Raw genomic sequence first — 20,662 nt, 5'->3', positions numbered from 1 at the left:
GCTACCCCCCCTCTGTCCTGCCGGACATCTCCCCCACAGGTGGGGAGATCGACTCGTTGAACCCTCGCATTAAGGCTCGGATGGGTGGAGCATGCGCTGCCGATCTCCCCCCTTGAGGGGGAGATGTCGGCAGGACAGAGGGGGGTAGCCACACCCTCCGCGCGATAATAACCATCCATCCTACATGCCCAAAGCATCAAAGGCTGATGGAAGTTCACCCCAAATTCTTCCGGAAGAACTCGACTGTTCGGCTCCACGCAAGATCCGCCGCAGCCTTGTCATAACGCGCACTCGACGTGTCATTGTTGAACGCGTGATTAACGCCGTCATAGACGAAGATTTCAAACGTCTTGCCATTGGATTCCAACGCTTTGCGGTAAGCATCGATGCCAGCATTGATACGCTCATCCAGACCGCCATAGTGAAGCATCAGCGGTGCTTTGATGGCAGGAACATCCTCAGCTGGCGGCTGCGCGCCGTAATAGGCAACACCGGCATTTAACCCTTGCGACTTGGTGGCGAAACGGTTGACGAGGCCGCCGCCCCAGCAAAAGCCAACAGCGCCCACTTTGCCGTTGGAGCCATCGCGCTTCGTCAGCCAGAGACGGGTGGCTTCCGCATTGGCAACAGTGGCGTTCATGTCCAGACCGCTGAACATCTCGCGGGCCTTGTCTTCGTCAGATGGCGTGCCGCCCTGTGGTGATAGAAAATCGGGAGCAAGGGCAACGAAGCCTTCCAGTGCCATACGGCGGGCAACATCACGGATATGCGCGTTGAGACCGCGATTCTCGTGAATGACGATGACGGAGCCCAATGGTTTGGCCACATCCTTGGGTGTGACAAGATAGCCCCTCATCTCGCCGTTTGCACCGGGATAGGTGACATCCTCGGCGACGAGACGATCGTCCGTTTCAGGAACGATGGCAGCTTGCGCGCCACTGGCCGCCAGCAGAGGAGCAATGGCCGCAGCCGCAGCACCGGAGCCTGCCAGCAACGTCAGCTTTTCCATGAACTTGCGGCGGTCGAGGCTTAAATGCGTATATTCATCATAGGCATCGATCATCGCCTGCGAAATCTTCGGGCCTTCAGTCATCGTATGCTCCCATCACACATAGCTGGAAAATCATACATAACCGAAAAGCATCACAATTGGTGCGACGACCGGAGATCGACGAAACAACTTTTCGCGATTACTCGAACGCCAGCCAGACGACCATCCAGCCCCACATCAGCACAAGTGCTCCAAAACTGACGGCGAAGGCAGGGGCGCGGTAACGCAGCCTGTTGCTGGTCACATGCACATAGGAATGCGCATAACGGCCAACCACGAATATCCAGGCGAGGATAATGGTGGCGATGTTGTCCGCATCGGTGATGTAAAGAAGCAGACACACTGCGTGGAACAGCATGGGCATTTCGAACTGGTTGGCGATGTTCTTGTTGACCAGCAGGCTTTGCTGCGCCTCTTCGCCCTCATCGCGGAAGCGTTTGAACGCATCCTTATTCGTGAAGGTAAACTTTTTCCGACGAATGAAAAGCAGGACATAGAGACCAAAGACCAGAAAGGCATGGGCGATCATGGGCCAGAACATTGCGGTCGTCGGTGACATCTATTTGCATCCTTTTTAGCAAGACGCTCCCCGAACGGTTCGGTTCGGGGAGCGCGTCTTCATCATCATATTATCGCGCGGTTTAAAGATCAAACCGCGCCGGGATAGTTCGGGCTTTCGCGGGTGATCGTCACGTCATGGGCATGGCTTTCGCGCAGGCCCGCACCAGAAATGCGAACGAAGGTGGCGCGCTCCTGGAATTCCGGGATCGTGCCGCCACCGACATAACCCATGGCAGCCTTCAGACCGCCAGCGAGCTGGTGGAGAACGCCGGACACCGGGCCCTTGTAAGGCACCTGACCTTCGATGCCTTCAGGAACCAGCTTCAGCGTGTCGCGCACTTCCGCCTGGAAGTAGCGGTCCGCCGAGCCGCGTGCCATGGCACCGACCGAACCCATGCCGCGATAGGCCTTGAACGAACGGCCCTGATAGAGGAACACTTCGCCCGGGCTTTCATCCGTGCCAGCCAGCAGCGAGCCGATCATGACGGCGGATGCACCGGCAGCGATGGCCTTTGCGAAGTCGCCGGAGAACTTGATGCCACCGTCTGCGATGACCGGAATATCGGCGTCGCGGGCAGCCTCGACGGCAGACATGATGGCCGCAAGCTGCGGAACGCCAACGCCGGCCACAATGCGCGTGGTGCAGATCGAACCTGGGCCGATACCGACCTTCACGGCGTCCGCACCGGCATCGATCAATGCCTTGGTGCCATCAGCCGTTGCGACGTTGCCAGCGATGATGCGAACCGAGTTCGACATCTTCTTGACCTGCGTGACGGCATCAAGAACACGCTGCGAGTGACCGTGAGCGGTGTCCACCACCAGAAGATCGACACCGGCAGCGATCAGACGCTCTGCACGTTCGATGGCATCTGCACCGACGCTGATGGCAGCAGCGGCACGAAGACGGCCCTGCGCATCCTTCGTGGCGTTGGGGTTGAGCTGCGACTTTTCGATGTCCTTGACGGTGATAAGGCCGACGCAATTTCCGCTAGCATCGACAACCACCAGTTTTTCGATGCGGTGCTTATGTAGAAGGCGGCGGGCTTCCTGCTGATCGACGCTGCTTTCCTTGACCGTCACAAGATTTTCGCGGGTCATCAGTTCATAGATTTTCTGGGCAGGGTCAGACGCGAAGCGCACGTCGCGGTTGGTGAGAATGCCCACCAGTCGTCCAGACTTATGACCGCCGGAACCGCCGTTTTCGACAACCGGAATGCCGGAAATGCTGTAGGTCTTCATCAGCGCCTGTGCTTCGGCAAGCGTCGCATCCGGGCCAATGGTCACAGGGTTGACGACCATGCCGCTCTCGAACTTCTTGACCTGACGGACCTCTTCGGCCTGTTCCACAGGGGAGAGATTGCGGTGGATGACGCCGATGCCACCTGCCTGCGCCATGGCAATGGCGAGACGACCTTCGGTCACGGTATCCATGGCAGACGACAGGATCGGCAGGTTCAGTTCGATGTCGCGGGCAATGCGTGTCGCAATATTGGTCTGGCCCGGCATGACTTCGGAGTGCCCGGGCTGAAGCAGCACATCATCGAATGTCAGAGCGTCGAGACCGGTGGGAGTTTGTATAATACGTGCCATGGCCAAATTCCTGTATTGAAAATGCAAGCCGTCCCGGAAGGAAAAGTCCACCGGCGGCCCTGCAAAGGATTGCTTGGAAGTTGGCGAGGGCTGGTAACACGTTCATGACAGGAAGGGAATAGAAAAAACCCGGAAACACGTTCCGGGTCTTGTTGTTGCAGCTACGCAGCAGTGTCAGATGTCGAACTGGTACGACTTCGGCACGAAACGATAACCCTCACTTTGCTTTTCGGCATAACCAACTGCCGGGAACGGCATGTGGTAGCCGAGAAAGGCCACGCGGTCGGTGGCGATCATGTCGAACACCTTCTTGCGGCTGGCGGCGGCTGCAGCCTTGTCCATGTCGAACTTCACTTCCCAGTCCGGGCGCTGAAGCGACAGCACGAAGTGGTTGGCGGTATCGGCCGTCAGAACCAGCTGCTTTCCTTCCGATTCGACATGGAATGTCATATGGCCGGGAGAATGGCCGAATGCGGCAGCGCTGGTAATGCCTGATACGACGGTTGCGCCGTCTCCAATGAAGGTGGCCTTTTCGGCAAGCGGCTTCACATTTGCAAGCACGCCTTTCTGGCCGCCTTCAGCCGGTGTGCCAACGCGCTTGGCATCAGTCCAGAAATCATACTCGACCTGGCCCATGACATAGCGTGCCTTGGAAAATGCCGGAGTGCCCTTTTCCATCAAGCCGCCGATGTGGTCGCCGTGCATATGTGTGAGCACGACCACGGTCACGTCTTCCGGCTTGTAGCCAGCGGCGGCGAGGCCTTCGAGCAGACGACCGTTGCCGGCTTCGCGCCCGCTTTCGCCGAAGCCCGTATCGAACAGGACGAGATCGGACCCGGTGTTGATCAGCACGGGCGAGAAGCTGTTGACGAACTGGTCTTTGGGCAGGAAATTCTTGTCCAGCAATTCACCGACCGTCTCGGCGCTCTGGTTCAGGCCGAACGTTTCATTCGGCTTGCCGGATGGTCGTGCGCCGTCCTTGACGACCAGAACCTCGAATTTTCCAAGTTTGAAGCGGTTTGTTTCTGGTGGCATGGCGTGATCGACCTTCATGGATGTTTGTGGCTGGGTTGACTGTGCGAACGCGGTGCCGCGCAGCACGAAGGGCGCGGCAATGGCCCCCATACCCGCAGCGGCAAACAAACTGCGCCTATTCATCTTTAAAAAACTGCTCATGAAATCCTCCAGCATTATTGTCCTACACCCCAACGCAGTATCATCGGTAAAGTGCCGAGAATGTGTAGAAAAACCAATTTCACACAGACGTGATGGAAAGCGTAATGTTGCAGAATGTTTAGTTGGCAAACCGCGCGCAGGGGCGTAGGTAGGATTTAACGACTTTCTCAGGATGCGGCCTGCCGCAATCACCCCATGAACCGCATCATTCCGCTGATACTCGCCGTCGCCCTTTTCATGGAGCAGATGGATTCGACCGTCATCGCAACATCCCTGCCGGCAATTGCCGCTGACCTGAATGTCGGGCCGATCACCCTGAAGCTGGCACTGACCTCCTACATGGTGGCGCTAGCGATCTTCATTCCCATCAGTGGCTGGATGGCGGATAAGTTCGGCGCAAAGAAAATTTTCCGCATTGCCATCGCCATTTTCGTTATCGGCTCTATCTGCTGCGCGGTGTCGTCGTCCGTGGTCGAATTCGTCATCTCCCGCTTCCTGCAAGGCATGGGCGGCGCGATGATGACACCAGTGGGCAGACTTGTTCTGCTGCGCACCACCAAGCGCACCGAGCTCGTCTCCGCCATGGCGCTCTTGACGATTCCGGGCCTAGTGGGACCGCTGACCGGCCCTCCCATCGGTGGCTTCATCACCACCTATTTCTCATGGCACTGGATCTTCCTCATCAATGTGCCGATCGGCGTTATCGGCATATGGCTGGCGACGATCTTTCTGCCGGAGATCGAGACCACCAATCCGCCGCCGATGGATACGAAAGGCTTCATCCTGTCAGGCATCGCCGCATCGGGCGTTGTTTTTGGCGTTTCGGTGGTCAGCCTTCCCGCTCTGCCACCCATTGTCGGCATCGCAGCAACCATCGTCGGCTTCATCTGCGGCTTCTGGTACTGGCACCATGCAAAACGCCACCCGGCACCGATCCTCGACTTCAAGATTTTCCGCAATGCGACCTTCAGGGCAGCATCGATCAGCGGCACGATCTTCCGTGTTTCAACGGGTGCCATTCCCTTCCTCATGCCGTTGATGTTGCAAATCGGCTTTGGGTTGAACCCGTTCCAATCCGGCATGATCACCTTTGCCGGCGCGATCGGCGCGATCACCACCAAGTTCATGGCGCGGCGGGTTTTTGCGGCGACCGGTTTTAGAAGCATATTGATCGGCGCTGGCATCGTCGGTGCGTGCACCACGGCGGCCAACGCGTTCTTCACGCCAAATACGCCTTATCCGCTGATCATGATATTCCTGGTGACGGCAGGCTTTGCCCGGTCGTTCTTTTTCACCGGCACCAATGCGCTCGGTTATTCTGACATTGAAGACTCGCAAGCCAGCCAGGCGACGTCGATGGCGTCAGTGCTACAACAGATCAGCCTGGCGCTGGGTGTGGCTTTTGCCGCCACCATCCTCGAAGTCAGCAGCTACATGTCCGGGGCGCATTTGCAGCTGTCCGATTTCCACACGGCCTTTACGGTCGTGGCAGTGATTTCGCTTATCGCCATTCTGCCGCTGATTGCCATGGACCGAAGTGCTGGAGCAGCGGTTTCCGGCCACCGTGGAAAAGCTTCGCAACCGGCGGAATAGAACCGTTGCGCAGCATTCCGCACAAAGTTCTATTCTACTTCACTCACTCTATTCGTCGTCTTGAGCAACCGGTTCAACAGGCTTGCGGCCTTTGAAGTGCTTGGCCAGCAGGAACATTTCCACCGACTCTGAGCGTGACGACGCTGGCTTGATGTGGATGACCTGCTTGAAGTTCTGTTTCAGCATATCCAGCAGTGTTTTTTCCGTGCCGCCCTGGAAGGTCTTGGCCAGGAAGTGACCGCCTTCAGCCAGCACCTGCACGGCAAAATCCGCCGCCACTTCGCAAAGATGCATGGTGCGAATATGGTCGGTCTTCTGGTGACCGGTCGTCGGTGCTGCCATATCCGACAAAACCAGATCCGGTGTGCCACCGACAGATTCGATCAGAAGGTCAGGTGCACTCGGATCGAGGAAGTCGAGATGCAGGATCTTGACGCCGGGAATCGGGTCAAGCTCGAGGAAGTCGATGGCGGCGACGCGGATATCGTCTTCGGTCGAATCCGTAACCTTGGCGGCAATCTGCGACCAGCTTCCTGGTGCGGCACCCAAATCAATGATGCGGCGCGCATCCTTCAAAATCTGGTGCTTATCGTTGATTTCCAGCAGCTTGAACGCCGCGCGGGCACGGTAGCCCTCGAGCTTTGCGCGCTGCACATAGGGGTCGTTGATGTGACGCTCGATCCAGCGGCGCGAAGACGGCTTCAACTTCGCCTTCTTCACCTTCTGGCCGATCTTGCGTCCGGTACGATTGGTACTAATGGGCGCCTTGGTCATATCAAACTTTCCGTTCCGGTTTGCCTTGCATCTGTGCGCGGCGAATTCGTGTGCGACGCCATGCGCCATCATCTGCCATCATATCCGTCAAAAGCCCCTCGCGAAGCCCCCTGTCGGCAACCCGCATGCGCCTTGAAGGCCAGCGCTTGCGAATGGCCTCGAGAATGGCGCAGCCAGCCAATACCAGATCCGCACGATCCGGGCCGATGCAGGCGTTGGCGGCACGGCCGGCGAAATCCCAGGCCAGCAACTTGTCCTGCATGGCCGTCACTTCATCATCCGATAACCACAGGCCATCGACCTTGCGGCGATCATACCGTGGCAGATCGAGATGCACACCTGCAAGCGTGGTGACGGTTCCCGAGGTTCCGATCAGGTGGAAATCCTCGTGCGCGACCTCACCGAGAGGTGGGCAATGGAAGCCATCCAGCAGTCCCTCGACCTCGCCAACCATAGCCGCAAAGACTTCGGGTGTTACGTCTCGTCCGCCGTGCCGCTCTGACAGGGTCACGACACCGACCGGCAGTGACGTCCAATGCGTGATATGGTTGGCAAGCCGGTTGGAGCGATTTTCTCCGACATGAATGACAGCGATCTCCGAAGAGCCACCGCCAATATCAAACAGCACGACGGAACGCGCTTCGCGACCGACAAGCGATGCACAGCCGGACACAGCCAAACGGGCTTCCGTCTCACGGCTGATGATTTCCAGTTGAAGGCCTGTTTCTCGGGTGACGCGCTCCAGAAATTCTTCGCCATTGACTGCCGCGCGGCAGGCTTCGGTTGCAATCAACCGCATGCGACGAATGGAACGTCCTGACAGTTTCGATGCGCAGACACGCAAGGCCTCGACGGCACGGTCCATGGCATCATCGGACAGGCGACCGGTGGATACCAGCCCTTCCCCAAGCCGCACGATGCGCGAAAAAGCATCCACGACGCGGAACTGTCCGGGTCGTGTCGGCTGCGCAATCAGCAGGCGGCAATTGTTGGTGCCGAGATCGAGCGCGGCATACATGTCCGCGCTGCCATCAAACCCGCCGTCCCGATGAGAGCCCTGCGGACGGGAATGAACATGACCGCGCTGATCTTCCGACAAAACCGTATGAGTGGGCGAGGCCACGCCGTTTTGCCGTGCGGCCGGCTTGGGCGCATGCGTCGGTACAAGCGGTCTGCCTTGCGGGCCACGGTGATTGCGCTTCCCGCCACGGGAACTACGCTTACCTTGAGATGAAGGGGTCTGCGGTCCCTGTTCGACCTTTGCAGTGACAGCAGGTGTCGCCTGTCCACCGCCCTGCCCGCGCGAACGCCTGCGGCGCTTGCGCTTTCGCGGCTCCGCATCTGGCTCGACATGGCCATTGGATGAGGAATCCGGTGGGGAATCGGCATTGCGTAGCTGTGACGGAGCAGCAACGTTTCGGGGCTTCCCGTTACGCCTGCTTTTGCCACGACGGGAACGCTTCGCATCCCCTTTTTCCACCGCCGACGCCCCTGATTCCGACGGCGTTGTGCCGTTGCCGGGGTCTGTCACTGTTTTATCCATTCCGCCGCGCGAAAGCTGAAAGCAATGCTGCTGGCGTCCATAAGTTACGTTGCGCCCAGCATATCAGCGCCCATCATTTTAGCCAACCAGTTTTTGCAGGGCAAAAATGCGGGAGATATCAGACGCCCAACGATATCAATCGCAACAGGGATAAGGCGAGGATAAGACTATAGATGAAGTGGAGAAATGGTACGGTTGGCTGGAATCGAACCAGCGACCTCAGGATCCACAAACCTGCGCTCTAACCAACTGAGCTACAACCGCACATCAAACGCCGCGTCGGCGTCACGGGGGCTCACATACGGGGAGTTTTTCCGTTTTGCAAGTCCTTCGGCAATTTTTGCGAAAAAAGCTTTGGAAAGCAAGCGGGTTTTCACGGTCGGCCAGCGGCTGGCAAAAAGTCTTTGGATTGAGGTGAATACCGAGACATTGTCGATTGCAAAAAATGGCTGGCCAACCCACATTTCGGGTGATGTGCATATCTTGTCCAGGCGTTTGGTAAATTAACTGTAATTGGCAATTCCCGCCGCAGATGATGGACCAATCCGCCCTGTGAAGTTATTTAAGATTCTGTTAACATCGAGCCGATGCAGGCTGTATGGTACCTCATGATGAGGTCTTGCGGTTGTTTGAGGTCAGGTCGTGCCCAGAATAGGTCCCCACATGCCCGCCGTTCAATATCCGTTTATAGACATTGCAGTACATGAGCGTGTTCGAGATCATTTCGGTCGCGGCGAAGCCATGGCGCTGTTCTCGATGGACCTTCAAAGCGCACTCTGGGCAAATGGTCGCGGTGCGGCTTTGTTCGGCACCCCGATGATCTATGATTTTCTGGAGCGCGGGCCGAAACAGCAGGATGTGACCTTCCGCCAGCTTTCAGCAACCGTCGCTCGGCTGAAGACGACAGGCGACAGCGCGCAGTTTACGATCCGCATTCACTCAGGCTTCAAAAGCGTTTCGGTTGTCGCAACCGCCGAAATCATCGAAGCCGAGCCGGGCCAGCCAGCCATTTTGTTTACCGCACCCATCGACCAGAGAACCCCCTCGCTGCAAGAGCGCGCACGCCGGATGATCGAGGGGTTCGACGATCCCGACATTCACATGGCGGTGCTGGATGCCGACAGCAAGATTTTGGTGGCGTCCCAGGGTTTCGCTGGTCTCGGCATAACTCCGGTCACGACCCGCACATTGATTTCGATGGCATCCGGCCAGCCGGGCAAGCTGGTGAAAAGACCTGTGCCTGCTGGCAAAGGCTATCTTCCCGCCGCAGCCGGACAACTATCGCAAGATCCGGAACTGAACCTGCTTTTTGTCGTCGAAACCGTCATCGGCACTCTCGATCCATCCGCCGAGTTTACCCAAGCGAAGGCAGAGGTTAGCCAGCCCGTTGTGGTCGAAGAAGACGATCATGTAGAAACGGAACGTCAAGAGTTCGCCCCCGTGCTGGAGGCGATTGCTGATATAGAAGAGATTCCAGAGCCGCAGGACGCGAACGAAGATACCGACATCGTTGCTGAAACCACCACCACGGCGGACGTTCAGCCTGAAGAGGACAACGAGCCGGTTCCAGCGGATGATCAGGACGAGATCTTCCTTGATGAGCCACAGCCGCAGCAAGCCGAGATAGAACCTGAGCTTCCATTGATCGAACAGCATTCAGCCATTGAGGTTGAGCAGGTTGAGCAGGTTGAGCAGGTTGAGCAGGTTGAGCAGGTTGAGCAGGTTGAGCAGGTTGAGCAGGCGACCATACCTGCCGGAGAAGACAAGCCCTTTGTTTTCGATCCGCATCGACGTGCTTCTCGTTTCGTCTGGAAAATCGATGCTGCTGGCCGCTTCAGCTCCATTTCTCATGAATTTGCCGAAGCGGTAGGGCCAAAAGCTGCCAATGTTGAAGGCATGAGCTTTACCGACCTTGCGGCCCTGTTCAGCCTGGACCCGGATGGCAAGATCACCGAACTTCTGAACAAGCGCGATACGTGGTCCGGCAAGACCATTCATTGGCCGGTGGAAGGTACGTCGCTTACCGTTCCGATCGATCTTGCAGCCTTGCCGACATACACACGTGCCCGTGAATTCGATGGTTTCCGTGGCTTCGGTATTGTGCGCATTGCCGATGCGGTGGAAGATCCAAACGCTGTCGGCCTATCGCTGACCGGCGAAGCGCAACCTTCTGCACCGTCACAATCCGAGACGGCAGAAGAAACACATGTCGATGAGGACACGCTGTTTTCGCTACCGGATCCAGACGAAGAGACAGAGATTTCGTCATCCTCCATCCCGGAAGCTGTGAACGAAAATGTCGCTGACGGTGATCGTCCAGAAGACGATACCCGCACCTATGTCCCACCCGAGAGCGAAGTGCCCGCTCTCAAAATCACGGAGACGCCAAGCAGGCGTCACTCCGATAAGGTTGTGCAGCTCGAAGAGCGTCGCAGCAAAAACAGGGACCAGCTGAGCGCCACCGAGCAAGCCGCTTTCGATGAGATTGCACGCACCTTAAAGCCAGTCATCACGGATGAAGAGCATGTAGCGGATACGCTTGAGGCGGGTGATATCGCCCCGCCGCTGAATGATGTGCCCACCGAAGAAGATGTATCACCGTCTGAAGACGCTGTTTCACTGGAAGCTGAACCCGCTGTTTCGACAACGCAGGATGACGATGACTTCGCCGATTATACGCGCGGCGATACGGCGGTTAGCTTCGTGGCTCCGCAAAATCCGGTTCGTATCGCTGATGCGGAGAACTCCGTCGAAGCAGGTCCCGATGCACCTCTTCGTCCACACGCTGCCTTGAACGCAGAAACCGTGGACCAGATGCCGATTGCACTTCTGATCCACAGTGGAGATAGGCTGATCCATGCCAACCCGGAATTCCTCCGATTGACGGGTTACGCAACGGTGGACGAACTGGTCGAAGTGGGCGGCCTCGACGCACTGCTGCAACGTGACGAGCTCGACTCAGTTTCAGAGCGGTCCGGCGGCATGGTTGCCGTCAGCGCCGACAACGACCTCATCCCCGTCAAGGCAAGGCTGCAATCGGTTCGTTGGGACGAGACAAGCGTACTGATGCTGTCGCTTATCCCGACCGAGGAAAAAAGCACAAGCCATCTGGCCGCCAATGAAAATATGCATGTCGACGCGGTCGAGACTGAAACGGACAGGGAACTGACCGGCCTTAAAGGTCAGGTCGAGGAACTGCATTCCATTCTCGAAACGGCGACGGATGGTGTCGTTCTGCTGGGCGAAGACGGTACCATTCGCTCATTGAACCGATCCGCCAGCGCGCTTTTCAATTATGACAATGACGAAATATCTTCAAAACCCTTTGTCACGCTGTTTGCCCATGAAAGCCAACGAGCGGTGCTGGATTATCTCTCCGGGCTTGCCAATAACGGCGTCGCCAGCGTTCTGAACGATGGCCGCGAAGTCATCGGTCGTGAAGCATCCGGCGGTTTCCTGCCGCTGTTCATGACAATCGGCAAGCTGAAGTCCTCGAATGGATATTGCGCCGTCATCCGCGACATCACCCAGTGGAAGCGCACCGAAGAGGATTTGCGCAACGCCAAGCGCGCCGCCGAAACCGCAAATGCACACAAAACGGATTTCCTGGCACGCGTCAGCCATGAAATTCGCACGCCGCTCAATGCCATCATCGGCTTTGGCGACATCATGGCGACGGAACGTTTCGGACCGATCGGACACTCGCGTTACATCGAATATTCCAACGACATCGTCCGCTCCGGTCGCCACGTTCTGGATATCGTCAATGATCTCTTGGATATCTCGAAGATCGAAGCAGGGCAGATGGATGTGGACTTCAAGGCGGTTGCCTTGAACGATACGATCGCGGAAGCCGTTTCGATCGTGCAGCCGCAGGCGAATAATCAGCGCGTCATCGTCCGCACAGCGCTGTCCCAATCCGTGCCGCAGATCGTTGCCGATTTGCGTTCGATCAAGCAGATCATGCTCAATATTCTGTCGAACGCCATCAAGTTCACCCCATCGGGCGGACAGATCGTGGTGTCCACGGCCTATGAGGCCAATGGCAGTGTCGTGCTGCGCATTCGTGATACCGGCATCGGCATGAACCGCTCGGAGCTGGAACAGGCCATGAAGCCTTTCCGGCAGGTCTCCTCCTCCAGCAACCGGGTCCGTGGTGACGGCACCGGCCTGGGCCTGCCTTTGACCAAGGCGATGGTCGATGCCAACCGCGCCAATTTCTCCATAACATCGGCTCCCAACGAAGGAACGCTGGTGGAAATCAGCTTTCCCTCGCAGCGCGTGCTTGCGAACTAAGCACTTCCGGGATTAGCAATATCCGAGAGCGTCAACCGCTCTCGGATATTTTACGTCTAGGCATCGGGTCCACCGATGTCGGAAGGATAAGAGCATTGTCGCTGTCCCCACATTCGTCTGCCGGTTGGGTGATCCCAAGACTTAGACCTTCGGGACTGTCGCTTTGGACCATCCTGCTCGCATTAGCGGTCGCCATGCCGCTGATTGCCATCCTCTGCATCGCAGCCACGGGCGGAACGGATGGCTGGCGGCACCTGCTGGTTAATGTGCTGCCACGTGCAGGCGCGCAAACGTTGATGCTTCTCGTCATGACCGGGATGGTGACCGCATGTTTCGGCATTCTCACGGCATGGCTCGTCAGCACGTTTGAGTTTCCGCTGCGACGCGTCCTGTCTTTTGCGCTGGTGTTACCTCTCGCCATTCCATCTTATTTGGCGGCCTATGCCTTTGGCGAGTTTCTGGATTTCACCGGGCCGGTGCAAACAGCTGTTCGTACCCTGTTTGGCTACCACACGGTTCGGGATTACTGGTTTCCCGATATCCGCACGCTTGGTGGTGCCGTGCTGGTCTTGAGTTCGGTTCTTTATCCCTATGTCTATTTGTCCGTCAGAGCGGCATTCGGTCTTCAGGGGCGCTTTGCCACGGACGCGGCAAGGACGCTGGGCGCTGGCCCGGTGCGGATATTCCTGTCCGTGCAATTACCCATGGCAAGACCCGCAATCATCATCGGGCTCGCTTTGGTCATGATGGAAACATTGAACGATATCGGTGCGGTCGAATATCTCGGCGTTCGCACTCTGACGTTCGCCATCTACGAAACCTGGCTCAATCGCGGTAATCTTGCCGGAGCGACACAGATTGCATCGGTGCTGGTCATCATCGTGGCGGCTCTCATCATCATCGAGCGCAAGGCGCGCAGCCGTCAACGTTTTGCCGCCGCCAAATCCACCGCCATGAGCCAGCGCTTCGGACTGAAGCCGCTACCCGCTGGTCGCGGATGGGTAGCGACGGCTTTCTGCTTGCTCCCTATCCTGTCCGGCTTCATCATTCCGGTTCTCGTGCTCGGAGGCTACGCCATCAAACGCCTTGGCGCACTGGCGGATCCCAAGCTCGTCAAAGCACTCGCGCATAGTCTGGAAGTGTCCCTTTCGGCAGCACTGATAACGCTCATCTGCGGCTTCATCTTCGCCTATGTCCAGCGCGTCAGCACGTCATCGACTGCGCGCTCCGCAAGCCGCATCGGCTCGCTGGGTTACGGCATACCCGGCACGGTGCTGGCCATCGGCGTGCTTTTGCCGCTTTCAGCCTTCGACAATGCTCTCGACGGATTTCTGCGGTTTCATCTCAACTACTCTACAGGGCTCCTGCTTTCTGGAACCGCTTTCGCCATCATCTACGCGCACAGCGTACGGTTCATGACGCTTGCGGAAGGCACCATCGACGCCGGTTTCCAGAAGCTTTCGCCGCATCTGGACATGGCGGCGCGAACGCTTGGGCGCAGCCGCTTTCAGACGCTGATCACCGTGCTGTTGCCGAACATTCGCCCGGCAGCGATTACCGCAGCATTGTTGGTCTTCATTGAATCATTGAAAGAACTCCCCGCAACCATCATGCTGCGTCCCTTCAATTTCAACACGCTGGCAACCCTGGTCTACGAGGACGCTTCCCGTTCCAAAGTACAGGATGCCTCTATCCCCGCTTTGATCATCATCATGGCAGGGCTTATTCCTGTGGTTCTCGTCTCCCGTTCGCTGGACCATAGGGCAGACGACGGGCGGTAGCGGAACGTCAGCCTGAAGAAAGCTCTGGTCAATACTCTCGGGCAGGAAAGTCAATGTCGTTCAAACCAAAAAGCGCTTCCTTTCCATTGTGAAAACAGAAGCGGCTTGGAGGAAATGGATGGGTGTTGTGAAGTCTGAAGCGGAACCCGTTCTCGATTACAATGGTGCTCATCCTTACAGCGCCCTGCCCGACCGCGCCATCTGGCGCAAGGCTGTGGCCGAAACACACGCTTTGCAACTCGACAGCCTCTATCGCAAGAAATTCGAGATTTCCGCAAGCATGGCAATCTCGACAGCGGGTAGCTGCTTTGCGCAGCACATTGCCAAATCGCTGCAAAAGAACGGGTTCGCATTCAAGGATTTCGAACCGGCTCCATCGCTTTTCCCTGAAGCGCGGGCTCAAGAATACAATTATGGTGTCTACTCCGCCCGCTATTGCAACATCTACAGCGCACGGCAGCTATTGCAGACATTCGACCGGGCATTCGGAACGTTTACGCCCTATGAACCGGCCTGGGAAAAGCGCGGTGGTGTCGTTGATCCGTTCCGCCCCCTTCTCGAACCCGAACCATTTGGCAGCGTGGCTGAAATGGAACGGTCGCGCCAGTCACATCTGGCCGCCGCTCGAGCGCTTTTTGAAAATACGGAAGTGTTCGTTTTCACGCTGGGCCTGACAGAGGCATGGATTTCCAAACGAGACGGGGCCGTTTTCCCTCTATGCCCGGGAACGGTGGGCGGTCCGTTCGATGAGGCCGAATACGCCTTCAAGAATTTCAACTATTTCGAAATCTTCGAGGACCTCGTTGCATTCATCACCCGAATGCGAGAGCTTAATGCCGACGTGAAATTCGTGTTTACGGTGTCACCCGTTCCTTTGACGGCGACGAAAAGCGACCATCACGTCCTTGCCGCCTCGCTCTATTCGAAATCCGTGCTGCGCGCCGTAGCCGGCCATATTGCGGATGAGGCCGACTTCGTCGATTACTTCCCATCCTATGAGATCATTGCAGCGCCAAGCATGCGCGGCATCTTCTACGATCCAAATCTTCGAACTGTCACACCCGCAGGCGTGGATTATGTGATGTCCCATTTTTTCAAGGAGCACCGCGGCGGGCACCGCACTCAACCCGCCACCGAGAGGAAGTCAGTTTCGATTGGAGATCACGAAGCCGTTTGCGAGGAAATGATGCAGGCGCAGGAACTCGGCTATGCTTGAAATCATCGGCGATTCTCACATCATCGCGCTGTCGGAAGCGATCAGGCAGGGCCCTGTTTCCAGCCGCCACGGAGAAATCCGCATTGCCCAGATGGGCCATGGCTACAATTTTCTGGAGCCTTTCTTCGCGGTGGAAAATGATGCGGTGTCTTTCACCCAGCCTCCAGCAAAGACGATATTCGAGACAATCAATCCGAAAGGTCCCAGCGTCATTCATCGGGACGATCCCCGGCGCTTCGTCTTCATGTTCGGATTGTATCCGAGCTTCGGTTTCGACCAGAAGCACTGGACGACCCATACTGCGGCAATGTGGTCCCGCGATCGCCACTTCGTCTCGAAACGCGCTTTCGACGTCATTATCGATGAAACATTGAAACAGCCGATGGCGTTCTTTCACACGCTGCGTGACATGAATGTCGGGTTTTCCGTCGCATCCTGCTGCCCTGTTCCCGCAAGCTATCAGAGACTCGCAAACAAGCTCAACTTTGCGGATGGCGAGATCGCCTTCATCTATAACCGCTTTCGCGACCGGGCGACGGAACGGCTCGACGCCATGGGTATCGTCTGCCATCATCCACCCGCAGAGGCCTATGACGAGCATGGTGCGATGCACGACCTCTTTGCCAAGCAGCCAGGCGACTACCATGCCAATTCCCAATATGGTCGCCTGATGCTGGAAAAGGTCCTGCGCGAGACAGATGCGCTGGCATGAGTTGAGCCCTGTCTTCTTAGCTCAAGAAAAAAGGCAGCCGAGGCTGCCTTGAAAGTTTGTGCTTATAACGAGAGTAGGAATAAAACAACATCATGTCTTTGAGCCACCGGCCCGGTCACCCTCTCATTGAGTGCACCCACGTTGAGTTACATTTGTAACGGTGCCATTTAATAAACAGTTAAAACAGCACTAGACCATTTAGGGGCAAAAAATCCTAATCCAGGTCAGGGCGTCGCGGCGGCATGTTCATCACGCATCCGCTGAAGCTCTGTGCGTTTCGAGGCAATCGAAGCGCAGATGACGCCGACCGTAACCAGTGCAATCAGAATCGTGCAGATGGCGTTGATCTCAGGCGTCACGCCAAGGCGCACCTGCGAATAGATCTTGATCGGCAGCGTGGTGGCACCCGGCCCGGTGGTGAAGCTGGCAATGACCAGATCGTCCAACGACAGCGAGAAAGCCAGCATCCATCCGGCAACGACAGCCGGCATGATGATCGGCAGCGTGATGCGGAAAAACGTCTTGACCGGCGGGCAGCCGAGATCGAGAGCCGCCTCTTCCAGACTGCGGTCGAAGGTCAGCAGGCGCGATTGTACGACGATGGCGACGTAGCACATGGTGAAAGTCGTGTGCGCGATGACCACGGTCCAGAAACTGCGGTCCACGCCCACGGCCACGAAGAGCAGCAGCAGCGACAGGCCGGTAATCACTTCCGGCATGACGAGTGGCGCGTAAATCATTCCCGAGAACAGAATGCGGCCCGGAAAGCGGGAGAACCTCGTAAGCGACAGAGCCGCCAGTGTGCCGAGAATGGTGCCGATGGTGGCGCTGAGGACGGCCACGCGCGCGGTGATCCATGCCGCATCCATCAGACCCTGATTGGACCACATGGAGCTGTACCATTGCAGCGAAAACCCGCCCCACACCGTGACCAGCTTGGACGCGTTGAAGGAATAGATCACCAGAATGATGATGGGGATGTAGAGAAAGGCAAAACAGAAGGTGAGGATGGTCGTATCGAACTTGCCGCGTTTCATCGCTATGCCACCTTCTTCTGCTGGTTCTGGAAGATGGCGATAGGCACCACGAGCAATAACAACAACAGTACGGCAACGGCGGATGCCAACGGCCAGTCACGATTGCCGAAGAACTCCGTCCACAGCGTTTTGCCGATCATGAGTGTTTCTGCGCCGCCCAGCAGATCGGGAATGACGAACTCTCCGGTGATGGGAATGAAGCAGATCATGGACCCGGCGATGACGCCCGGTAGCGACAATGGAAATGTAATTTTCCAGAAGGCTTTCCATGGCGGGCAACCCAGATCGTTGGCGGCTTCAAGCAGTGTACCATCCAGCTTTTCCAGCGCCGAATAGAGCGGCAGCACCATAAAGGGCAAGTAGGAATAAACGATGCCGATGAAGACGGCGGTATCGGTGCGGAAGATGTTGACCTGTTCGTCCGGCCCCAAAAATCCGATGGTCTGGAACAGCAACGTCAACAGTCCCTCAGGCTTCAGAATGCCGATCCACGCGTAAACGCGAATGAGGAACGATGTCCAGAATGGCAGGATGACCAGCATCAGCAGCGTGGGGCGGATGGTGCTAGGCGCACGGGCCATGGCAAGCGCCATGGGATAACCGATCAGGAGCAGCAGAAAAGTCGAGATGAACGCGATGCGCAGTGACGACAGATAGGCTTCGATATAAAGCGGGTCTTCGGTCAGAAACAGATAGTTTTCGAAATCCAACTGCGAAAAGAAATCGCCGATCTTGGCAAAGCCTTCGAAAACCGGCGTGTAAGGCGGCATGGCGATGGCGGTGTCTGAAAAGGAGATTTTCAGAATGATGAGGAACGGCGCTGCGAAGAACAGCAGCAGCCAGAGATAGGGGAGAATAACCACCAGCCAGCGAGTGGGGCTTTGTCGGTTTTCCGGAGACGAAATCGCCATTTAACCCTCCCTCAGCGTGTGAGAACCAGACCGGAATCGGCTTTCCAGCTGAGCCAGACCATATCCCCGAAGGTGATGGGCCGATCAACGAGACGTGAGACATTGGCCTGCGCCGCACGAATGACGCGGCCATCGTCCAGCTTGACGATGAAGACCGAGAAGTCGCCGAGATAGCCGATATCCCAGACCTCGCCATGCGCAACGTTCGGCGATGTTACTGCAGGTGCATCCAGTGAAATGCGGACCTTTTCTGGGCGAACGGCAAAGGCCACCCTGTCGCCGGCTGCGGCGGCGCATTCCTGTTCCACCGTCACAGCCAGACCATCGCAATCCAGTTGCACGGCGGGGCCTGCCTTGGACGTGACCATCGCGTCGAAAATATTGATGTCGCCGATGAAATCCGCCACGTAGCGGCTGTTGGGTGCTTCGTAGATTTCAGCTGGCGTTGCCACCTGTGCGACAATGCCCTTATCCATCACGGCAATGCGGTCCGACACCGTCATCGCTTCTTCCTGATCATGCGTTACGATGAGGAAGGTGGTGCCGAGCGTTTGCTGGAGGTCCATCAGTTCGAACTGCGTTTCTTCGCGCAGCTTTTGTCCAGCGCGCCAAGGGGCTCATCCAGCAGCAGCACCTTTGGCCGCTTGGCCAGCGAGCGCGCCAGCGCCACGCGTTGCCGCTGCCCGCCCGAGAGCTGGCTTGGCTTGCGTTTGGCAAACTCGGTGAGCTTCACCATGCGCAACATTTCCTCGACGCGAACCTTAATATCGGCCTTGGGCAAGCCATCCTGCTCCAGACCGAAGGCGATATTCTTCTCGACCGACATATGCGGGAAAAGCGCATAGGATTGGAACATCATATTGGTGGGCCGCTTATAGGGCGGGACGCCGGAAATATCCTTGCCCTGCAACAGGATGCGACCTTCCGTCGGCTCTTCGAAACCGGCCAGCATGCGCATCAACGTCGTCTTGCCGCAGCCGGATGGGCCGAGCAGCGAAAAAAACTCGCGCTCGTAAATATCCAGCGTCAGATTGTCGACGGCAACGAAATCGCCGAAGCGTTTGGTGATGTTTTCGAACCGGATGAAAGGAACAGCGGCTGGATCTTCCCATGGAGAAAATTTGCGTTTTACCGGACCAAGAGATTTCGCCATGAACTGTCCCATTATTGAAGAAGAAGCTGAATGAGAAAGGGGCAGGCGTTTCCGCCTGCCCCCTATAACAATCCGGTCAGCTGCCGGTTTTTATCTGGGTCCAGACGCGGTTCAGAACGCGCTGTTCCTTTGGCCCATAAGGCGAAATGGTGAAGAGCTTCTTCATCGTCTCGGCGTCCGGATAAACGCCGGGGTTCTTGGACACGGCCTCGTCCATCAGCGCCTGCGATGCGAGGTTGCCGTTGGCATATTGCACATAGTCGGAGGCCTTGGCGGCCACATCAGGCTTCATCATGAAGTTGATGAAGGCGTGAGCGGCATCGACATTCTTGGCATCTTTCGGGATGGCAAAGGAATCCATCCAGATATAGGTGCCTTCCTTGGGAATGACGTAGTTCACTTCAACGCCATTCTTGGCTTCTTCGGCGCGGGTCTTTGCCTGAAGAATATCGCCCGACCAGCCGATGGTGATGCAGCTGTCGCCATTGGCGAGTTCATCGATATAGGCCGAAGAATTGAACGTCTTCACCGAAGGGCGGATGGCCTTGTAGACATCGCCGCCAGCTTCCAGATCAGCGGTTTCCTTGCTGTCCGGGTTCTTGCCGATGTAATTCATGGCGATGGCGAAGGTTTCGTCCGACGCATCGAGAATATTGATGCCGCAGGACTTCAGCTTGGCTGCATTTTCCGGCTTGAAGAGAATATCCCAGCTATCAACCTTAACATCATCGCCGAGTGCAGCCTTGATCTTGGCCACGTTGTAGCCGATGCCGGTGGTGCCCCACATATAGTTGACGGCATATTCATTGCCAGGATCGTACTGCGACAGGCGCGTGGTGATTTCCGGCCACATGTTCGTGAGGTTCGGCAGCTTGGACTTGTCCAGCTTCTGATAGACGCCAGCTTTGATCTGACGCGCCAGGAACGGCGATGTCGGAGCCACCACATCATAACCGGAATTGCCGGCCAGTAGCTTGGTTTCCAGAACCTCGTTGCCGTCATAGACGTCGTAGACGACCTTGATGCCGGTTTCCTTGGTGAATTCTTCCAGAAGGGCAGGATCGATATAGTCAGACCAGTTGTAAACGTGGACGACCTTTTCCTGCGCGAAGGCAGTGCCAGCGGCCAGAACGGCGGCCGCGACGGCGAGGCTGAAACGAAGCGAACGATGTTTCATGATATCTCCTGTTTGAACGCGCCGTGGGAAAGCGCGTGATCCCCTTGTTTTGCCAGAGACTAGAAAGGAAAACTTGTGTCGGCAAGCG

Annotated in this window: 13 protein-coding genes, 1 tRNA gene and 2 pseudogenes; 5 read left to right on the top strand and 11 right to left on the bottom strand. The window is 56.9% G+C overall.

The genetic code is table 11. From position 1 onward, the window contains the following. Window positions 1-214: 214 nt before the first annotated feature. The 4 genes from DSM25558_RS03320 to DSM25558_RS03305 all read right to left on the bottom strand — a co-directional run bounded on the left by DSM25558_RS03320 (window position 215) and on the right by DSM25558_RS03305 (window position 4,363). Window positions 215-1,093: a dienelactone hydrolase family protein gene (locus DSM25558_RS03320; RefSeq protein ID WP_077101763.1), complete on the bottom strand. Its 879-nt coding sequence runs from the start codon at window positions 1,091-1,093 to the stop codon at window positions 215-217. Between the two features lie 97 nt (window positions 1,094-1,190). Continuing rightward, window positions 1,191-1,610 (bottom strand): MAPEG family protein, encoded by a 420-nt coding sequence (locus tag DSM25558_RS03315; RefSeq protein WP_143240006.1) that lies wholly within the window; start codon window positions 1,608-1,610, stop codon window positions 1,191-1,193. A gap of 89 nt (window positions 1,611-1,699) precedes the next feature. Further along, window positions 1,700-3,205, bottom strand: a complete 1,506-nt coding sequence (gene guaB, locus DSM25558_RS03310; protein WP_077101761.1) for an IMP dehydrogenase — start codon at window positions 3,203-3,205, stop codon at window positions 1,700-1,702. A 174-nt stretch (window positions 3,206-3,379) separates the two neighbouring features. Then, window positions 3,380-4,363 carry an MBL fold metallo-hydrolase gene (locus tag DSM25558_RS03305; RefSeq protein ID WP_143240010.1) on the bottom strand — a complete coding sequence of 328 codons (984 nt, stop codon included), beginning with the start codon at window positions 4,361-4,363 and terminating at the stop codon, window positions 3,380-3,382. A 213-nt stretch (window positions 4,364-4,576) separates the two neighbouring features. Here DSM25558_RS03305 and DSM25558_RS03300 point away from each other — a divergent pair, with 213 nt between their 5' ends. Beyond that, the gene (locus DSM25558_RS03300; RefSeq protein WP_077101760.1) at window positions 4,577-5,974 is read left to right on the top strand and encodes a DHA2 family efflux MFS transporter permease subunit; all 1,398 of its coding nucleotides are present in this window, start codon (window positions 4,577-4,579) and stop codon (window positions 5,972-5,974) included. 48 nt (window positions 5,975-6,022) lie between these two features. Here DSM25558_RS03300 and DSM25558_RS03295 read toward each other — a convergent pair whose 3' ends face one another. The 3 genes and pseudogenes from DSM25558_RS03295 to DSM25558_RS03285 all read right to left on the bottom strand — a co-directional run bounded on the left by DSM25558_RS03295 (window position 6,023) and on the right by DSM25558_RS03285 (window position 8,555). Next, entirely contained in the window at window positions 6,023-6,748 is a 726-nt protein-coding gene (locus DSM25558_RS03295; RefSeq protein WP_077101758.1) for an RlmE family RNA methyltransferase, read from the bottom strand. Continuing rightward, window positions 6,745-8,291, bottom strand: a pseudogene (locus tag DSM25558_RS03290) (Ppx/GppA phosphatase family protein). Before DSM25558_RS03290 ends, DSM25558_RS03295 begins: the two are co-directional and overlap by 4 nt. A 187-nt stretch (window positions 8,292-8,478) precedes the next feature. Further along, window positions 8,479-8,555: transfer RNA gene (locus DSM25558_RS03285), tRNA-His, on the bottom strand. A gap of 399 nt (window positions 8,556-8,954) precedes the next feature. Here DSM25558_RS03285 and DSM25558_RS03275 point away from each other — a divergent pair. From DSM25558_RS03275 to DSM25558_RS03260, 4 genes are all read left to right on the top strand, one after another. Then, window positions 8,955-12,587 carry an ATP-binding protein gene (locus DSM25558_RS03275; protein WP_077101753.1) on the top strand — a complete coding sequence of 1,211 codons (3,633 nt, stop codon included), beginning with the start codon at window positions 8,955-8,957 and terminating at the stop codon, window positions 12,585-12,587. A 194-nt stretch (window positions 12,588-12,781) separates the two neighbouring features. Continuing rightward, window positions 12,782-14,368 (top strand): ABC transporter permease, encoded by a 1,587-nt coding sequence (locus tag DSM25558_RS03270; RefSeq protein WP_083716293.1) that lies wholly within the window; start codon window positions 12,782-12,784, stop codon window positions 14,366-14,368. A gap of 118 nt (window positions 14,369-14,486) precedes the next feature. Beyond that, the gene (locus tag DSM25558_RS03265) at window positions 14,487-15,584 is read left to right on the top strand and encodes a GSCFA domain-containing protein (protein WP_077101751.1); all 1,098 of its coding nucleotides are present in this window, start codon (window positions 14,487-14,489) and stop codon (window positions 15,582-15,584) included. Continuing rightward, a complete protein-coding gene (locus DSM25558_RS03260) occupies window positions 15,577-16,296 on the top strand; it encodes a hypothetical protein (RefSeq protein ID WP_077101749.1) in 720 nt (239 codons plus the stop codon). The genes DSM25558_RS03265 and DSM25558_RS03260 overlap by 8 nt, the downstream gene beginning before the upstream one ends. A gap of 224 nt (window positions 16,297-16,520) precedes the next feature. Here the strand turns inward: DSM25558_RS03260 and DSM25558_RS03255 are convergent, their stop codons facing one another. The 4 genes and pseudogenes from DSM25558_RS03255 to DSM25558_RS03240 all read right to left on the bottom strand — a co-directional run bounded on the left by DSM25558_RS03255 (window position 16,521) and on the right by DSM25558_RS03240 (window position 20,574). After that, window positions 16,521-17,333: an ABC transporter permease gene (locus DSM25558_RS03255; protein WP_077101747.1), complete on the bottom strand. Its 813-nt coding sequence runs from the start codon at window positions 17,331-17,333 to the stop codon at window positions 16,521-16,523. A gap of 2 nt (window positions 17,334-17,335) precedes the next feature. Beyond that, window positions 17,336-18,244 (bottom strand): ABC transporter permease subunit, encoded by a 909-nt coding sequence (locus DSM25558_RS03250; RefSeq protein ID WP_077101745.1) that lies wholly within the window; start codon window positions 18,242-18,244, stop codon window positions 17,336-17,338. 11 nt (window positions 18,245-18,255) lie between these two features. After that, window positions 18,256-19,397: pseudogene (locus tag DSM25558_RS03245) on the bottom strand (ABC transporter ATP-binding protein). Window positions 19,398-19,473: 76 nt separating this feature from the next. Beyond that, window positions 19,474-20,574, bottom strand: coding sequence for a polyamine ABC transporter substrate-binding protein (locus tag DSM25558_RS03240; RefSeq protein WP_077101743.1), 1,101 nt, complete (start codon window positions 20,572-20,574; stop codon window positions 19,474-19,476). Between the last annotated feature and the right edge of the window lie 88 nt (window positions 20,575-20,662).

Source organism: Agrobacterium sp. DSM 25558 (assembly GCF_900100825.1).
GTDB lineage: Bacteria > Pseudomonadota > Alphaproteobacteria > Rhizobiales > Rhizobiaceae > Agrobacterium.
The sequence above is the reverse complement of the archived record's forward strand: the minus strand, read 5'-3'. Positions and strand labels throughout refer to the sequence as shown.

Excerpts from the sequence above, each read along its gene's own strand:
- DSM25558_RS03320 (WP_077101763.1), bottom strand. The coding sequence starts at position 1,093 with ATGACTGAAGGCCCGAAGATTTCGCAGGCGATGATCGATGCCTATGAT.
- DSM25558_RS03315 (WP_143240006.1), bottom strand. The coding sequence starts at position 1,610 with ATGTCACCGACGACCGCAATGTTCTGGCCCATGATCGCCCATGCCTTT.
- guaB (WP_077101761.1), bottom strand. The coding sequence starts at position 3,205 with ATGGCACGTATTATACAAACTCCCACCGGTCTCGACGCTCTGACATTC.
- DSM25558_RS03305 (WP_143240010.1), bottom strand. The coding sequence starts at position 4,363 with ATGAATAGGCGCAGTTTGTTTGCCGCTGCGGGTATGGGGGCCATTGCC.
- DSM25558_RS03300 (WP_077101760.1), top strand. The coding sequence starts at position 4,577 with ATGAACCGCATCATTCCGCTGATACTCGCCGTCGCCCTTTTCATGGAG.
- DSM25558_RS03295 (WP_077101758.1), bottom strand. The coding sequence starts at position 6,748 with ATGACCAAGGCGCCCATTAGTACCAATCGTACCGGACGCAAGATCGGC.
- DSM25558_RS03275 (WP_077101753.1), top strand. The coding sequence starts at position 8,955 with ATGCCCGCCGTTCAATATCCGTTTATAGACATTGCAGTACATGAGCGT.
- DSM25558_RS03270 (WP_083716293.1), top strand. The coding sequence starts at position 12,782 with ATGCCGCTGATTGCCATCCTCTGCATCGCAGCCACGGGCGGAACGGAT.
- DSM25558_RS03265 (WP_077101751.1), top strand. The coding sequence starts at position 14,487 with ATGGGTGTTGTGAAGTCTGAAGCGGAACCCGTTCTCGATTACAATGGT.
- DSM25558_RS03260 (WP_077101749.1), top strand. The coding sequence starts at position 15,577 with ATGCTTGAAATCATCGGCGATTCTCACATCATCGCGCTGTCGGAAGCG.
- DSM25558_RS03255 (WP_077101747.1), bottom strand. The coding sequence starts at position 17,333 with ATGAAACGCGGCAAGTTCGATACGACCATCCTCACCTTCTGTTTTGCC.
- DSM25558_RS03250 (WP_077101745.1), bottom strand. The coding sequence starts at position 18,244 with ATGGCGATTTCGTCTCCGGAAAACCGACAAAGCCCCACTCGCTGGCTG.
- DSM25558_RS03240 (WP_077101743.1), bottom strand. The coding sequence starts at position 20,574 with ATGAAACATCGTTCGCTTCGTTTCAGCCTCGCCGTCGCGGCCGCCGTT.